Genomic DNA, 14,856 nt, shown 5'->3' on the forward strand with positions numbered 1-14,856 from the left:
AACGGTCATGCCGGGGCTGAAGACTTTTTCAAGGGGCTGCGCGAGCAGCCTCTTGCGCGTTGTAACGCCATACGGGAAACCCCATGTTCAAGACACTCGACACCTTGTTGCGCGGGCTGGCCGGGCGAGAAGACCGCGTTGCGGAGCTTCAGGCCGTGCTTACGGCATGCCAGGCCCTTGGCCCGGACAACGGCGGCCAGGGCGAAATGGAAAAGGTGCGCTGCATCACCAACTGGCTCAAGGCCTGCGGCGTAACCGCCCTTTCACGCGTTGACGCGCCGGATCCGCGCGTTACCGATGGTCAGCGTCCCAACCTTGTGGCCCGCATCCCCGGCAAAAGCAGCCGCACTCTGTGGCTTTTCGGGCATACGGACGTGGTGCCTCCGGGCGACCTCGCAGCCTGGACCAGCAACCCCTGGCAGGTGCGCCGCGATGGCGATTTTCTGTACGGACGCGGCGTGGAAGACAACCAGCAGGCCATAGTCAGTATGCTGCTGCTGGCGGAAGAAGTGCTCTCCCAGGGCATTACCCCCGAGCTTTCACTGGGTCTTGTTTTCATGGCTGATGAAGAAACCGGCAGTCTTTACGGCCTGGAGCATCTTCTCAACACAGCCCCGCACTTTTTTAATCCCGATGATCTCTACATCGTGCCGGACGCCGGTTCGTCCAAGGGCGATGTCATCGAGATCGCAGAAAAAAGCCAGCTCTGGCTCAAGGTGCAGACCACGGGCATCCAGTGCCACGGCTCCACGCCGCAAAAGGGCCGCAACGCATTTCTGGCAGGGGCGGACATGGCCCTCTCGTGCCACAATGCCCTGCGCTCCGCCTTTGCCGATGCCAATCCCCTGTTTGACCCGCCTTATTCCACCTTTGTGCCGGGCAAGCACGAAGCCAATGTGCCGAACATCAACACAGTTCCAGGCAATGATGTTTTTTACATTGACTGCCGCCTCCTGCCCCATGTGGATATGGACAGCGTGCTTGCAAAGATGCGTGAAGTGGCCGCCGAAGTGGCGGAAAAGCACACCGTACAGATACAGGTGAGCGTGGTGCAGCGGCAGGACGCCACGGCCATACCGCAAACCGGCACCGTTGTTACAGCGCTCAAGGCCGCCATCGCCCGCATTTACGGCGTTCAGGCGCAGGCCGTGGGCATAGGCGGGGCAACCGTTGCGGCATTTTTGCGGCAAAAGGGCCTGCCCGCCGCCGTTTGGGGCTGCCTTGAAAACACCTGCCACCAACCGGACGAACGCTCATCCATCACCGCTACCATCAAGGATTCGCAGGTGTTTGCCCACATCCTCATGAACGCAGCCCATGTCTGATTCCATATTTGACTGTATTGTCGCGGGCGGCGGTCACGCTGGCAGCGAAGCCGCCGTGGCCCTGGCCCGCATGGGGCACAACGTGCTGCTCATCAGCGGCAACCTTGACCGGCTGGGCTACCTCTCGTGCAACCCCGCCATCGGCGGCCTGGCCAAGGGTCATATGGTGCGCGAAATTGACGCCCTTGGCGGCATGATGGGCCTGTGGGCCGATGCTGCGGGCATACAGTTTCGCGTGCTGAACATGAGCAAGGGGCCTGCGGTGCGGGCCACACGCGCCCAGATCGACCGCGAGGCCTATCAGCGCGTGCTCAAAAAAACGCTCTACAACACGCCCGGCCTGCGCATCTGGCAGGATTCCGTGGTGGACGTGACCACCGATGACGGCCGCGTCACTGGCGTGCGCACGGCTCAGGGGCTGACCTTTGCAGCGCGCCATGTGCTGCTGACCACGGGCACCTTTCTGGATGGACGCATCCACATGGGCCTCACCAATCTGCCCGGCGGCCGCCTGGGCGATGCCCCGGCGCTGGGCCTTTCAGACAGTCTGCGCAGCCTAGGCCTGACCCTTGGCCGTCTGAAAACCGGCACCACGCCGCGTATCCTCAAATCATCCATCGACTATTCCCAGCTGGAAGAACAGCCGGGCGACACGCCGCCTCCGGGCTTCAGCTTTCACGGCCCCGGCCCGGCCCTGGAACAGGTGTCGTGCCATGTGACGTGGACAAACGAACGCGCGCACGAAATCATCCGTAGCGGTTTTGACCGCTCGCCCATGTTCACGGGCGTCATCAAGGGCACTGGCGCGCGCTACTGTCCTTCCATTGAAGATAAGGTGGCCCGTTTTCCGCACCGGGAGCGGCACCAGATATTTCTGGAGCCGGAGGGACTCAACAGCGCGGAGGTGTATGCCAACGGCATTCCCACCAGCCTGCCCCTTGATGTGCAGCTCGACATGGTTCACGCCCTCAAGGGGCTGGAAAACGCTGTGGTGCTGCGCCCCGGTTACGCCATTGAATATGACTACGCCAACCCCATCCAGCTGCGCCCCACCCTTGAAACCAAGGCCGTGCCGGGATTGTGGCTTGCAGGGCAGATCAACGGAACGTCCGGCTACGAGGAAGCCGCAGCGCAGGGCCTGTGGGCCGCGTTGAACATCTCGTGCGCCATGCGCGGTCTTGCCCCCTTTACGCCGGGGCGCGATCAGGCCTATATGGCTGTGCTTGTTGATGATCTTGTAACACTCGGCACTCAGGAACCCTACCGGATGTTCACCTCGCGCGCGGAGCACAGGCTGCTGCTGCGCGAAGACAATGCCGATACGCGGCTGACCCGGATTGGCCGTGAACTTGGCCTTGTGAGCGACGAACAGTGGCGCGCGTTTTGCATCAAACAGGAAGCCGCCGAACGTTTCAGGGAATATCTGGGCAAAAAACGCATACCCGGACACAAGTTGCCCGAGGATGCGCCCGAGGCCCAGTTGCCTGTGGGCAAAACTCTGGCAGAAGCCCTGAAACGCCCGGATGTTGACCTGGACTCGCTTGAAGCCATGCTGACCGCGACCCAACACGAAGCGCTGGCCGAAACCGGGGCTGATCTGGCGGCTGCCAGAGCTGCCGCCGGAACCGGCGCCTGTGAGAGCGTGCAGACAGAAATCAAGTACGAGGGCTATCTGGCACGTCAGCGCGAACTTATCGCGCGCTCGGCCAGGCTTGAGGCAACGGCCTTGCCCCCGCAACTCGATTATGCCAAAGTAGCTGGGTTATCCCATGAAGTGGTAGAAAAACTGGACAGGGTGCGACCTTGCAGCCTTGGGCAGGCCGGACGGATATCCGGCGTAACCCCTGCGGCGGTTGCATGCCTGGAGGTTCACCTCCACAAACTTGGATTGCTGCGCCCTGAAAAATACCCCAATGGCGCTGCTGCATCCCCGCAGTGAGGGATGACGCCACACAACTGTTGACACCGGTGAATCTATGACGGGCACCCAACTTCTTATTGTTGTCGGCATTCTGCTTGCGGCGCTTTGCGCCACGCTCGTCTCGGTCAAAGGCCGGTTGCAGAGCATGCGCCACGCGGCAAAGCGTGCGGAGATCATCCGCCGCATGCTTGAGACTGCGCAGGAACAGAACGAAATATTCGACCTTAATGTTGAGGAACTCCACAACAGCAAGGGCATGGCCGGCACCCTCGTCAGGATACTTTCCACGCAGCTTGAGATGGAAGTTCTTTCCTATGTATCACGTGAGCTTGAAGGCACCCCGGTGGAAGTATTCTTTCGCGCCACCCTGCCCGAAGGCCCCTCCTTTTTTAAATTCCAGGCACAGATTCAGCAGGTAAAGGGCGCGTATGACAAATCGCGCCTTCTTCTTTCCATGCCCAAGGATATAGACGCCGGGCAAAAACGCCATTTCATCCGCGTTAAACCGCCCAAGGATCTGGTGCGTGTTATCGGCGTGTGGGAGATGGATCCCGCCAAACCCATGCCCCGCAACACGGCAGAAATTGGCAGACCCCTGCTGCATTATAAATCCGGCATGGAAAACGAGCTCGTGCAGGTGGCCGACATTTCCGCCACGGGCATGGCTCTGCGCTTTCCTGCTGAATCGCTGGAAGACAAGCCAGTTGACCTCGACAAAGGTTCCCAGTTACTTTGTCTCATCATCTATCAGATGAGCAAGGAAGACCGCGTGGTCACATTCTGGTGCACCTGTGACGTGCTCAATATCCGCATGCAGAAAGAACCCACCCCGGCCCTGGTTCTGGGAACAGAATTCAGCAACTGGGCGGTTCTGGAACAGGGCAAGGCCGATATCAACTGGTTCCACAGCACCCCCAAGAGCGGTGTTTCGCCCATTACCCAGTGGGTGATGCAGATGGATATCCAGCAGCGCAAGCTGACTGGCTAGATCAAACTATCTTTGAATAACGTGCTGCCTGGGTCGGATTTTGAAATCATCCGCTCAAGGCAGGAAAATTCTGCCGTGGCGGTTGCACCGCAGGCAAACGCGCGCGGCGCGTAGTGAGTACGCCAACCTAGGAGGTTATTTTGGACGGCGGCACGGAAGGTCACAGTACCATCTGGTCGCGCCTGAGCAGACTGTTCGGGCACGACGATCAGGAATCTCTCGAAAAAGCCATTCTGGAAGCACGAGCCGACGGCGAGGTGGAACCCTACGAGGAATCCATGCTCCTTGGCATCCTGCGCTTCAACGATCTTCAGGTGCAGGATACCATGATCCCCCGCACCGATATAGACTGCGTTCCCGATGACATGCCGCTTCAGGAAGTGGCGCGCATCATTGTGCGTTCCGGTCATTCGCGCATTCCCGTTTACAAGGACACCCGCGACAATATCGTGGGCATTCTCCACGCCAAGGATGTTCTCAGCAGCCTGCTGGATCAGGGGGAACACGCCCCCGCAGTTTCGCGGGTCATGCGCGAGCCTTTCTTTGTGCCAGAGACCAAATCCATCCGCACCCTGCTGCAGGAATTTCGCGCCCGCAAACAGCACATTGCCATTGCGCTTGACGAATACGGCGGCACATCCGGCCTTATCACCATCGAAGACGTGCTGGAAGAAATCGTGGGCGATATTGAAGACGAACACGATGCGCCGCGTCAGGAAGACATCCGCCCCCTCGGCGAAAATGTTTATGAACTCACTGGCCGCGCCCTGCTGGAAGACCTTGAAGATCTGGGCGTTGATCTGGATTCGGACGAGGTGGACACCATCGGCGGCTACCTGAGCATGGAGGCGGGGCACGTCCCCGGCCCTGGCGAGCGCTTTACCCTGCGAGGCTGGGCCTTTACCGTGCTTGAAGCTGACAGGAAGCTCATTATCCGCCTGCGCATGGAACCTGCTGACCACGCCGCGCCCGCTCCGGCCACGGAAGAGGAAGAAGCGGCAAAAGCATGAAGCTGTTCCGTCCTGAAGCGCCAGGGGCCACGCAGCGCGGCTGGGTTTTGTGCCTTGCTGCCGCACTAGGCCTGTGGCTGGGCTTTCCCAACGATCTTATCAGTTTCCCTCCACTGGTGCTCCTGTGGCCTGTGGCGCTGGCATTGCTTGGCCGGGAGGCCGCGAGCCGCGCCATTGCCTTGCGCATGGGCTGGATTGGCACCATTGCTGGCGGCATGGCCGCGCTCTACTGGCTTACCCTGCCCGTGCACAACGTGGGCGGCCTGCCCTGGCTGCTGGCCGTTCCCTGCGCGCTGTTCATCGTAACCTGCATTGGCAGTGCCGGCGGCCTGTTTGCCCTCGCGGCCCACATGTTCCGCCACAGGCCCGCCTGGGTGCAGGCCGTGCTGCTTGGCCTGCTGTGGTATCTGCTTGAGGCGGTCTATGCCCTTGCCCTGGGCTTTCCCTGGCTTGACATGGCCGGGGCTTTGTCCCCCTGGCCCATACTGGTGCAGGCTGCGGACATGGTGGGCGGTTACGCCCTTACAGGCCTGTGGAGCATGGCGGCCCTGCTGTGCTGCCTTGCCTTTGTCTGCGGGCCGCGGCGCTTCTGCCCCGACCGCGCAAGCCTGATCCCCGGCCTTGTGCTCACGATTTCCCTTCTGTGCTACGGGGGCTGGCGGCTTTACGCCAACCCGATGGTCACCGAACCCAGCGGGCAGGACAGCGTGGATGTGCTCTACGTGGAAGGCAACGTTGACCAGAACCAGAAGTGGGTTCCAGCCTTTCAGCGGCAGACTGTGGATCTGTATCTGGGCCTGACGTATCAGGGCCTTGCGCAAAAACCCGATGCCCGCCCCCTCATTGTGTGGCCGGAAACAGCCATGCCTTTCTTTTTTGAGGTCAACGCCCTGCATGCCCCGCGCATTCGCGAGCTGGCGGCCCACAGCGGCAGCCCGCTGCTGTTTGGCGCGCCGGGCCTCGAGCGCCACCCCGGCAAAAAAGATCCCGATGTTTTCAACCGGGCCTTTTTGCTGAACCCCAAGGGCGATACTGTCGGATATTACGACAAGGAACACCTGGTTCCCTTTGGCGAATATCTGCCAGAATGGCTCAACTGGGGATTTCTGGAGGCATTGCTGCAAGGGGTTGGCGTGTACCAGACTGGCACGGCTGTCGCCCCGCTGCGGCAGGACAATCTTGCTCTGGGAATGCTCATCTGCTATGAGGGAATATTCCCGTGGCTTGCCCAGAACCGCGTGGCGGATGGGGCAAACATTCTTGTAGATATCAGCAATGACGGCTGGTTTGGCAACACTCCGGCGGCACGGCAGCATCTCTACCTCACTGCCCTGCGGGCCGTGGAGCAGAACCGCTGGATATTACGCGGCACCAACACGGGCATTTCTGTTGTGGTGGATCCGCGCGCCCGGCTGACCATGCAGGGAGGCCAGTTCAAGGCTCAGGCCGTCTGGGGCAAGGCAGCGCTTGTAACTGCGCCAAGCCTGTTCCACAGTATTTCGCCCTGGCTTATGCCCGGAGCTGCCCTGGTATTTCTGACCCTACTGCTGCTCGGCCCCGGCGGCAGGTTTGCAAAAGACCGCGACAAAGCCGCCAGCTGTTCCTGATTTTTTTTCGGCCTTGACGCAGTCAGCGCCGCGCGCACGCGGAGGTCTGATCCTCCCGGTTGCGCGGTTTTACGCCTCAGGGCATTCACCTTAACCCCCATAGTATCCACAATGTTGCAACTCAGTGATCTGCGCGCCGCATGCCAGCCCCTTTCCCAACGTTTCGCCACCCTCTGGGGGCGTCTTTGACGTTGCCGCCAGCCAGAAGCGCCTGCAGGACATCGAACACGAAATTTCCCGCCCCGGCGCATGGGATAATCCTGAAGCGCTGACCCCTGTTTTGCAGGAAAAGCGGCGTCTTGAAGAAGAAATCGAGCGTCTCAGCCGCCTCAAGACCTGCCATGACGACATGAACGAATGGCTGGCCCTGGCCTCTGAAAGCGAAGACCCCGAAGCTCTGGAATCCCTTGACCAGCAGAACCGCGATCTTGCCGCCCTGCTGGACGAAACCGAGCTTGTCATGCTGCTTTCCGGCGAGGAAGACAATCAGGACGCCATCCTTGAAATCCACCCCGGCGCTGGCGGCACAGAGTCGCAGGACTGGGCCGAAATGCTGTTGCGCATGTATACCCGCTGGGCCGCGCGCCACAAGTACACAGTGGAAGAGCTGGACTACCTGCCGGGCGACGAGGCGGGCGTTAAAAGCGTTACCCTGCGCATTGCCGGGCCGCATGCCTTTGGCTTTCTCAAGAGCGAGCGCGGCATCCATCGCCTTATCCGCATTTCGCCTTTCGATTCATCGGGCCGCCGCCACACCTCCTTTGCATCTGTGGACGTAATCCCCGACGTGGGCAACGATATCGAGCTGGACATCAAGGAATCCGACATCCGCGTGGATATTTTCCGCTCCAGCGGCCCCGGCGGGCAAAGCGTCAACACCACAAGTTCGGCCGTGCGCGTGACCCACATCCCCACGGGTGTTTCCGCCCAGTGCCAGAACGAAAAATCGCAGCACCACAACAAGGATACGGCCATGCGCGTTTTGCGCGCCCGCCTGTACAACATTGAACTGCAAAAACGCGATGCGGAACGACAGGCGGAATACGCCGGCAAGGACGCCATCGCCTTTGGCAGCCAGATCCGCACGTACACCTTGCAGCCCTACAGGCTGGTCAAGGATCACCGCACCGGCTCCGAAGCCGGAGATGTGGAAGGCGTTTTGAACGGTCAGATCGACCAGTTCCAACACGATTACCTGCTGCACCGACATGAGCAACAACGCTGATTTTGACGCACTTGCCAACGAGCTGCTTGCCTTGCGGCAGGCAGACGGCGCAGCTTCGCGCAGCAGCGGCGAATCTGTGCTGGTGGCCCGGCTGTTGCCGGGTTTCAACGTCAGCAGGTGGCAGGAATTTTTGCGCCGCTACCCCACCGGGCGCTGGTGCGCACTGCCTGCCAACCCCGGCCTTTTGCCGGAACTTGGCGGTGGCCCCAGCAATGCCCCTGGGCACCTTGCCCACCTGCTCATGGCCGAAATGTTTACGGTGCAGATAAACCGCGAACTGTTGCGCCTTTCCCGTACCGGGGGGGATCTGGCGGTGATTGAGGCTGTTATTTTGGACAAGACGCATCTGGACGAGGCCTCGGTACTGGCGCTGGAAACGCTGCTTGTGGACTGCCTGCGGCAGTGCCGCGAGGAATGCGATACCCTGGGCTGTACCGGCCTTGGGCGCTTTGCCCTGCTCCTGCCCGGCGTCAGCGTGCTGCGCGCACGCCTGATGGCCGAACAGATACAAAAAATCTTTGCTGTCCGGGCAGCGGAAATTCCCATTGCCAGCAAGGGCAGGCATGCGGCAAAGGCCAATTGCGCCCTGGGCATAGCCTGCGCCGATCAGGGGGGCAGACCAACCCCCGAGGCCCTGTTGGGCAAGGCCGCACAGGCCACGGACGAGGCTCTGGCCCAAAAGCACGGCCACATTTGCATAGCGGGTGGCGCTGCCCTGGACGCCAGAACCACCCTTATGCATTCCAGCGAAAAACGATTTCTCTTCTTTGGGGGAAACTGATGGCGAATACGACATTGAGCGTTGCCCTGCTGAGCGGCAAAGGCGGGGTGGGCAAAACAAACATGTCGCTCAATATAGCCTGCGCCCTGCACCAGCAGGGTTTTAAAACCCTGTTGATGGACTGCGATCTGGGTCTTGCGAATCTTGACGTACTGCTGGGCATTACGCCGGAAGGCAACCTCCAGACGGCCCTTTTGGGCGAAGCCGATGTATCGGACGTGCTCTGCCAGATTGATGGCGAGGACTTTGCCGTGCTGCCCGCAGCGTCTGGCGTGCCGGAATTGACCGAGCTGCAGCCCGACGCGCGCGACCTGCTGCTCTCCCGGCTGGAACCTGTGCTGCACAAATATGATTTTGTCTTCATGGATATAGGCGCGGGTATTTCCGGCACTGTGCAGACCTTTGCCGCCATGGCCTCGGTGCGCATCGTTGTCATCACGCCCGAACCCACATCCCTGACGGACAGCTACGCCCTCATCAAGGTGCTTAACAGCCGCTACGGCCTGCGCGACTTCATGGTGCTGGTCAATCAGGCAACCTCCCAGGCCGAGGCAAAATCTTCATTCGACAAACTTTCCGGCGCGTGCAAACATTTTCTGCACATAGAGCCTGTTTTGCTGGGGCATGTGCGCTCCGACAAAAAATTGCCAGAAGCAGTCTGCCTGCAAAAGCCGCTGATGATGCACTCTCCGGGCAGCCCCGCTGCGCTGGATTTGCAGAATATGGCCTCGCGCTTGCAACGCATCCGGCTGGGAATGCTTGACTGGCTTGGCTCGCGCAACATTTTGCAACCTGTTCCGGTTCAGGACTAGATTTTTTGTCAAACAGTTTACCTTGTCTGGAAAAAGGTATAGGGTTGAATTACTAATAAATGCCCGACGTTGTCGCCCTGTTGGGCAAACTTGTAACGCGGTCACGGAGGCATGATGAACAAGAGCGAGCTTATCAAGGCACTGGCCGACGAAACCAACATCCCTCTGGACGACGCGTCATTGGTGGTCAACACCTTCTTTGACGCAATGAAAAAATCTCTGCTTTCCGGAGAGCGTATTGAAATACGCGGCTTCGGCAGCTTCAAAATCAAGGAGTACGAAGGCTACGCCGGCCGCAATCCTAAAACCGGCGAAAGCGTCGTTGTTGAATCGAAACGCCTGCCCTTTTTCCGAGCGGGCAAGGAATTGAAAGAATTTATCAATCAGTAAGGCTGTAACGCGCTGCCGAACCTGAGGCCCGTGCGGGGCCGCCTGCCTGCGAGGGCCAAACCTTCGCGCGGGCTTTTGTTCGCTTTTTGCAGCGCGCTGACACACAGGAGTCTGTAATGCAATTTTCAGGTGCATTGACCGCGCTTGTAACCCCGTTCAGAAACAACGCTCTGGACGAAGAAGCATACCGCGCATTTATTGAACACCAGATCAGCGAAGGCATTCACGGTCTGGTTCCCTGCGGCACCACGGGCGAATCCGCCACCCTGACCCACGAGGAACACGAAAGGGTCATCGAAATATGCATAGATCAGGTCAAGGGCCGTGTTCCGGTTCTTGCGGGCGCGGGTTCCAACAATACCATGGAAGCCATCCGCCTGACCAAGTTTGCGCAAAAGGCCGGGGCCGACGGCGCGCTGCTCATCACCCCCTATTACAACAAGCCCACCCAGGAAGGCCTGTACCAGCACTTCAAGGCCATTGCCCAGGCTGTGGACATGCCCCTGGTGCCCTACAACGTGCCGGGGCGCACGGGTTGCAATCTGCTGCCCGCCACTCTGGCCCGCATGGCGCGCGACTTCCCCAACATTGTGGGCGTCAAGGAAGCCACCGGCGACCTGGTTCAGGGCAGCCGCGTGCTTGAAAGCTGTCCCGAGAACTTCAGCGTTCTCTCCGGCGACGACTTTACCGCTCTGCCCCTCATGGCGCTTGGCGGCAAGGGTGTCATCTCCGTTACCTCCAATCTTGTGCCCGGCCGCGTGGCAGCCATGTGCAATGCCTTCAACAAGGGCGACCTCAAGGAAGCAGCGCGTATCCACCATGCGCTCTTTCCCCTGCACGATGCCCTGTTCTTTGAGAGCAATCCTATTCCGGCCAAGACAGCGCTTGCGCTCATGGGCCGCATGGAAGCGGAAATCCGCCTGCCCCTCTGCCCCATGGCCGAAGGCACCAAGCAAAAGCTCATTGAAGTGCTGCGCCAGCAGAACCTCATCTAGCCTTGCTGCAGCAGATATGACAAAGCCCCCGAACCTCTCAGGTTCGGGGGCTTTTGCGTTCAGCCTGCAACAAAAATCTGATATCAGGCGCGGTCTTCTGGGCCAGCTATATCGTCTGCCGCATCATCAGCCGCATCGTCCGCGTCTTCATGCATGGCGGAAACCGATGATGTGCCGGACGCGGAGTCAGCCATACCGGCTGACTGGACATCGCCAGTAGCGCGCGCGACTTCCCCGCGTTCATCACCCTTGTGCTTCACGCTTTCACCCTGGCTGATAAAATAGACCTGCTCCGCAATGTTGATGGAGCGCCGCCACACGCGCGTGAGCGAGCGGGTCACAAGTATGATGTGCATGGCCTGATAGGGATCCAGGCTGGAATCAGGGTCAGAAAGGCTTTCCATAATCTGCTGGATGATGCGCACTTCGCTTTGCACGGCCTCTTCATCGCCGCGCAGCATATGCAGGGCATCTTGCGCATTGTTCTCGCGGAACACGCGCACGGCGCGGTCAAAAGCATCGCTGGCCTTGTAGTACATTTCGCGCACATGGGGAATCACCCCAAAGCCCGGCTTGTCCTGCATCAAAATAGCCTGCTCGGCCATGCTCACGGCCTCGTCGCCAATACGCTCAAGGTCAACCACCATACGCAGGGCACTGACCACAAAACGCAGATCTCCGGCAACGGGCTGTGTGCGGGCAAGCAGTTGCAGGGCCATCTCGTCAATTTCATTTTCCAGAGCGTCAATGGCTGCATCGTTTTCAATGACGGATGCTGCGCGGCCCGGGTCACCTGCCGCCATGGCCTTGCCGGCGTCTTCCAGGGCAATGCCCACGCTGGCGCACATGACCAGCAGCCTGGTGCGCAGTGATACGAGCAGTTGTTGCAAATAATTGGCCTGTTGCTGCATGATCGTTCTCCCGGAACAATTACGCTTGAATGTGAACTGCCCTGCGCTCTCTGCGGCGCGCTGGCAGCGCTTGAACATGACGTCCTGACGGCTGCGAGAGCAGGCGGTTAGCCAAAACGGCCTGTAATATAATCTTCCGTCTGCTTTTTGGCCGGTCTGGTGAACATGACATCCGTTGCGTTGTGTTCAATAAGCCTGCCCATGTAAAAAAATGCCGTGTAGTCAGAAACGCGGGCAGCCTGTTGCATGTTGTGCGTAACAATGATGATGGAAAGCGATTCGCGCAGTTCGCGGATGCTTTCTTCAATCTTTTGCGTGGCAATGGGATCAAGGGCGCTGGCGGGTTCGTCCATGAGCAGCACCTCCGGCTCCACAGCCAGGGCACGGGCAATGCACAGGCGCTGCTGCTGCCCGCCGGAAAGCCCAAGCGCCGGGCTTTGCAGGCGGTCTTTGACTTCTTCAAAAATGGCGGCCCTGCGCAGGGAAAGCTCCACCTTTTCGGCAATCAGGCTTTCGTCCCGCAAGCCATTGACGCGCAAGCCGTAGGCCACGTTTTCGTAAATGGTTTTGGGGAAGGGATTGGGCTTTTGAAACACCATGCCCACACGGCAGCGCAGCGAAACCACATCCGTATCGGGACGGTTCACGTCCTGACCATCCAGAAGGATTTCGCCTTCAACGCGCGCGCCGGGAACAAGGTCGTTCATGCGGTTAAGACAACGCAGAAAGGTTGATTTGCCACAGCCCGAGGGGCCAATCAGGGCCGTGACCCTGCGCGGCTCAAAATTCAGGCTTACTTCGTGCAGGGCCTTGTTTTGCCCGTAGTATACACTGACGTTGCGTGCCAGCAGATGCTCGTTCATGAAAGTGCCGCTCCGTAAACGGAAGATAGGGTGAAAACAAGAGCCGTGCTGCCGTCTTGCGCCGGGCTTTCCGCCCGGATGCGGCCACCGTGCCGTTCAACAATATGCTTGCAGATGGCCAGTCCAAGACCGGTAGTTGCCTGGCCCCTGTGCCGCTCCACCTGATAAAAGCGTTCAAAAATGCGCTCCAGATCAGCCTTGGGAATACCGGGGCCGTCGTCCACCACGCGGAAAACCACATCCGGGCCGCTCACGCGCGCGCTGATGCGAACATCTCCGCCTTCCGGCGCGTAACGGCCCGCGTTTTCAATAAGGTTTCTGAAAACCTGCGCCAGATGCGGCTGGCTTGCCATGACGCGGCAATCTTCGGGGATATCCACAACAACCGAACACTTACGGCGCTCAAGCATTTCGCGGCACATGCCCGCGGCCTGCGATACTGCATCACGTGGATCCGTGGGGCTGAGTTCCAGGCTGCCTGTCTTGCCCTCCAGCCGGGCAAGGGTGAGCAGATCGTCCACCATGCGGCTCAGGCAAACCCCGTGCTTCAGAATTATTTCGCCAAAGCGGCGGCATTCGGGCGAGGCATCCAGGCTGATGAGGGTTTCGGCATAGCCCTGAATGGCCGTCAGCGGGGTGCGCAGCTCATGCGACACATTGGCCACAAAATCGCGGCGCACGCGCTCCAGCCGCATAAGCTCTGTAATATCGTGGAATACCGCCACCGCGCCCACGCCTGTCTGGCCCAGATGCTCAAGGCCGCAGGGGCGGGAAATGCATACCGACATGACCTGACCGGACGAAAGCTCCAGTTGCAGATACCACTGCTCGCGATTGAGCGTTGGCTCTTCGCCAGCGGCAGCGCCTTCATGCTCCGCAGAGGGAGCACCACTGTTTTGTGCGGCGTCTGCATGGCCTGCCCCAGAGCTGGGCACGGAACCTGACACAGAACCTGGCACGGGGCAGGCGGCCATGGCCGCATCCACAGCGGCCTGCAACTGCGGGGATGGAATAACCTCCACCACCTGCGCGCCCAAGGCCGATGCCGCAGCAGGAAATTCACGAGCCAATGCCCGGTTACAGCGGCGGATGCGCCCATGCGGGCCCAGCACCAGCACGCCATCGCTCATGGTTTCCAGTATGCTTTCAAGCTGTGCTGTCTGCTCCGCAGCCGTGCGGACATGGTCTTCAATATTTTCGGCCATGCGGTTTACGGCTTCAGCCAGCGGGGCAAACTCCCTGCCGGGAATGCGCCGTAAACGCCTCTGAAAATTCCCCAAGGAGATGGCTTCCACCACAGAGACCATCTGTGAAAGCGAATTGCGCAACGCGCCGGAGAGCAGACCCGCAAGAATCAGCGAGAGCACCAGCGTCACAATGCCGATTCTGGTAAATACGGCCACGCGGCTTTCGATTTCCTGTTGCAGGTTGTTCAGCGGCAAGGCAATGCGCAGTAGCCGCGCATCATTTACGCGCACCGCGGCATACGCCATATCTGTACCCAGAGTTCCGCTCGAACGCACAGAATACCCCTGCCCGCCCTGCATGGCAGCCCGTACCTCCGGCCTGTCTGCATGGTTGTCGAGCTTGGAAACCGGCTGCGCGCCCGGCGCGGTGTCGGCCAGCACGTTGCCGCTGTTGTCAAGGAGCGAGAGCCGTTCCTGAGGCATTTGCAATATGGCCGCGAGTTCGCGCAGACCTTCAGGATTCGCCCCTGTCTTGTCAAGAATAGCGGCAGACAGCGTCGTTTCGCGCAACAGTCTTTCGCGCGCCGCGTCAACCTGACTCTGCTCAAAGGAAGCTCTGCCGTAATAAACGGCAATTCCCGAAGCAATGAGCGCTGCGGCAAGCACGCTGCAAAAAATTCGTGTTCTGAAAGAAAGCATGGTTTTTCTCGCTCGTAACATGCTGTCGTGGGCAATTACATTTTGAAGATGTGCAGCCTCAAAACGATCAAACGATAACGCAGTCTACCATTAGCCAGACGCCCCGCCACCGTAGGCGCACTGCCCGGCTCCCGCCTCTGCG

13 protein-coding genes are annotated in these 14,856 nt (G+C 59.8%); 10 read left to right on the forward strand and 3 right to left on the reverse strand.

Annotated features, from left to right (window positions below; translation table 11 throughout):
- Nucleotides 1-83: 83 nt before the first annotated feature.
- From ACUZ9Q_RS11740 to dapA, 10 genes are all read left to right on the forward strand, one after another.
- Nucleotides 84-1,325 carry a M20 family metallo-hydrolase gene (locus ACUZ9Q_RS11740; RefSeq protein WP_215647930.1) on the forward strand — a complete coding sequence of 414 codons (1,242 nt, stop codon included), beginning with the start codon at nucleotides 84-86 and terminating at the stop codon, nucleotides 1,323-1,325.
- The gene (mnmG, locus tag ACUZ9Q_RS11745; RefSeq protein ID WP_192113269.1) at nucleotides 1,318-3,264 is read left to right on the forward strand and encodes a tRNA uridine-5-carboxymethylaminomethyl(34) synthesis enzyme MnmG; all 1,947 of its coding nucleotides are present in this window, start codon (nucleotides 1,318-1,320) and stop codon (nucleotides 3,262-3,264) included. The genes ACUZ9Q_RS11740 and mnmG overlap by 8 nt, the downstream gene beginning before the upstream one ends.
- Before the next feature lie 37 nt (nucleotides 3,265-3,301).
- Entirely contained in the window at nucleotides 3,302-4,234 is a 933-nt protein-coding gene (locus tag ACUZ9Q_RS11750) for a hypothetical protein (RefSeq protein WP_192113268.1), read from the forward strand.
- 140 nt (nucleotides 4,235-4,374) lie between these two features.
- Entirely contained in the window at nucleotides 4,375-5,244 is an 870-nt protein-coding gene (locus ACUZ9Q_RS11755; protein ID WP_192113267.1) for a hemolysin family protein, read from the forward strand.
- On the forward strand, nucleotides 5,241-6,851 hold the full coding sequence (gene lnt, locus ACUZ9Q_RS11760) for an apolipoprotein N-acyltransferase (RefSeq protein WP_215647932.1): 1,611 nt from the start codon (nucleotides 5,241-5,243) through the stop codon (nucleotides 6,849-6,851). The genes ACUZ9Q_RS11755 and lnt overlap by 4 nt, the downstream gene beginning before the upstream one ends.
- 111 nt (nucleotides 6,852-6,962) lie before the next feature.
- Nucleotides 6,963-8,076, forward strand: a protein-coding gene (prfB, locus tag ACUZ9Q_RS11765; RefSeq protein ID WP_192113265.1) for a peptide chain release factor 2 whose coding sequence is annotated in 2 segments (ribosomal slippage) — nucleotides 6,963-7,037 and nucleotides 7,039-8,076 — 1,113 coding nt in all. Because the reading frame shifts where the segments join, the coding sequence is not laid out codon by codon here.
- Nucleotides 8,060-8,857 carry a GGDEF domain-containing protein gene (locus ACUZ9Q_RS11770; protein ID WP_449247923.1) on the forward strand — a complete coding sequence of 266 codons (798 nt, stop codon included), beginning with the start codon at nucleotides 8,060-8,062 and terminating at the stop codon, nucleotides 8,855-8,857. The genes prfB and ACUZ9Q_RS11770 overlap by 17 nt, the downstream gene beginning before the upstream one ends.
- On the forward strand, nucleotides 8,857-9,669 hold the full coding sequence (locus ACUZ9Q_RS11775) for a MinD/ParA family protein (protein WP_022659462.1): 813 nt from the start codon (nucleotides 8,857-8,859) through the stop codon (nucleotides 9,667-9,669). Before ACUZ9Q_RS11770 ends, ACUZ9Q_RS11775 begins: the two co-directional genes overlap by 1 nt.
- Before the next feature lie 114 nt (nucleotides 9,670-9,783).
- Complete coding sequence (locus ACUZ9Q_RS11780; protein WP_022659461.1) at nucleotides 9,784-10,059, forward strand: HU family DNA-binding protein; 276 nt, start codon at nucleotides 9,784-9,786, stop codon at nucleotides 10,057-10,059.
- 116 nt (nucleotides 10,060-10,175) lie between these two features.
- A complete protein-coding gene (gene dapA, locus ACUZ9Q_RS11785) occupies nucleotides 10,176-11,054 on the forward strand; it encodes a 4-hydroxy-tetrahydrodipicolinate synthase (protein ID WP_022659460.1) in 879 nt (292 codons plus the stop codon).
- An 83-nt stretch (nucleotides 11,055-11,137) separates the two neighbouring features.
- Here dapA and phoU read toward each other — a convergent pair whose 3' ends face one another.
- From phoU to ACUZ9Q_RS11800, 3 genes are all read right to left on the reverse strand, one after another.
- Complete coding sequence (gene phoU, locus ACUZ9Q_RS11790) at nucleotides 11,138-11,965, reverse strand: phosphate signaling complex protein PhoU (RefSeq protein WP_192113263.1); 828 nt, start codon at nucleotides 11,963-11,965, stop codon at nucleotides 11,138-11,140.
- Between the two features lie 107 nt (nucleotides 11,966-12,072).
- Complete coding sequence (gene pstB / locus ACUZ9Q_RS11795; protein ID WP_022659457.1) at nucleotides 12,073-12,828, reverse strand: phosphate ABC transporter ATP-binding protein PstB; 756 nt, start codon at nucleotides 12,826-12,828, stop codon at nucleotides 12,073-12,075.
- Nucleotides 12,825-14,714, reverse strand: coding sequence for a sensor histidine kinase (locus tag ACUZ9Q_RS11800; protein ID WP_192113262.1), 1,890 nt, complete (start codon nucleotides 14,712-14,714; stop codon nucleotides 12,825-12,827). The genes pstB and ACUZ9Q_RS11800 overlap by 4 nt, the downstream gene beginning before the upstream one ends.
- Nucleotides 14,715-14,856: the final 142 nt, after the last annotated feature.

This window comes from Desulfovibrio desulfopostgatei (assembly GCF_053570645.1).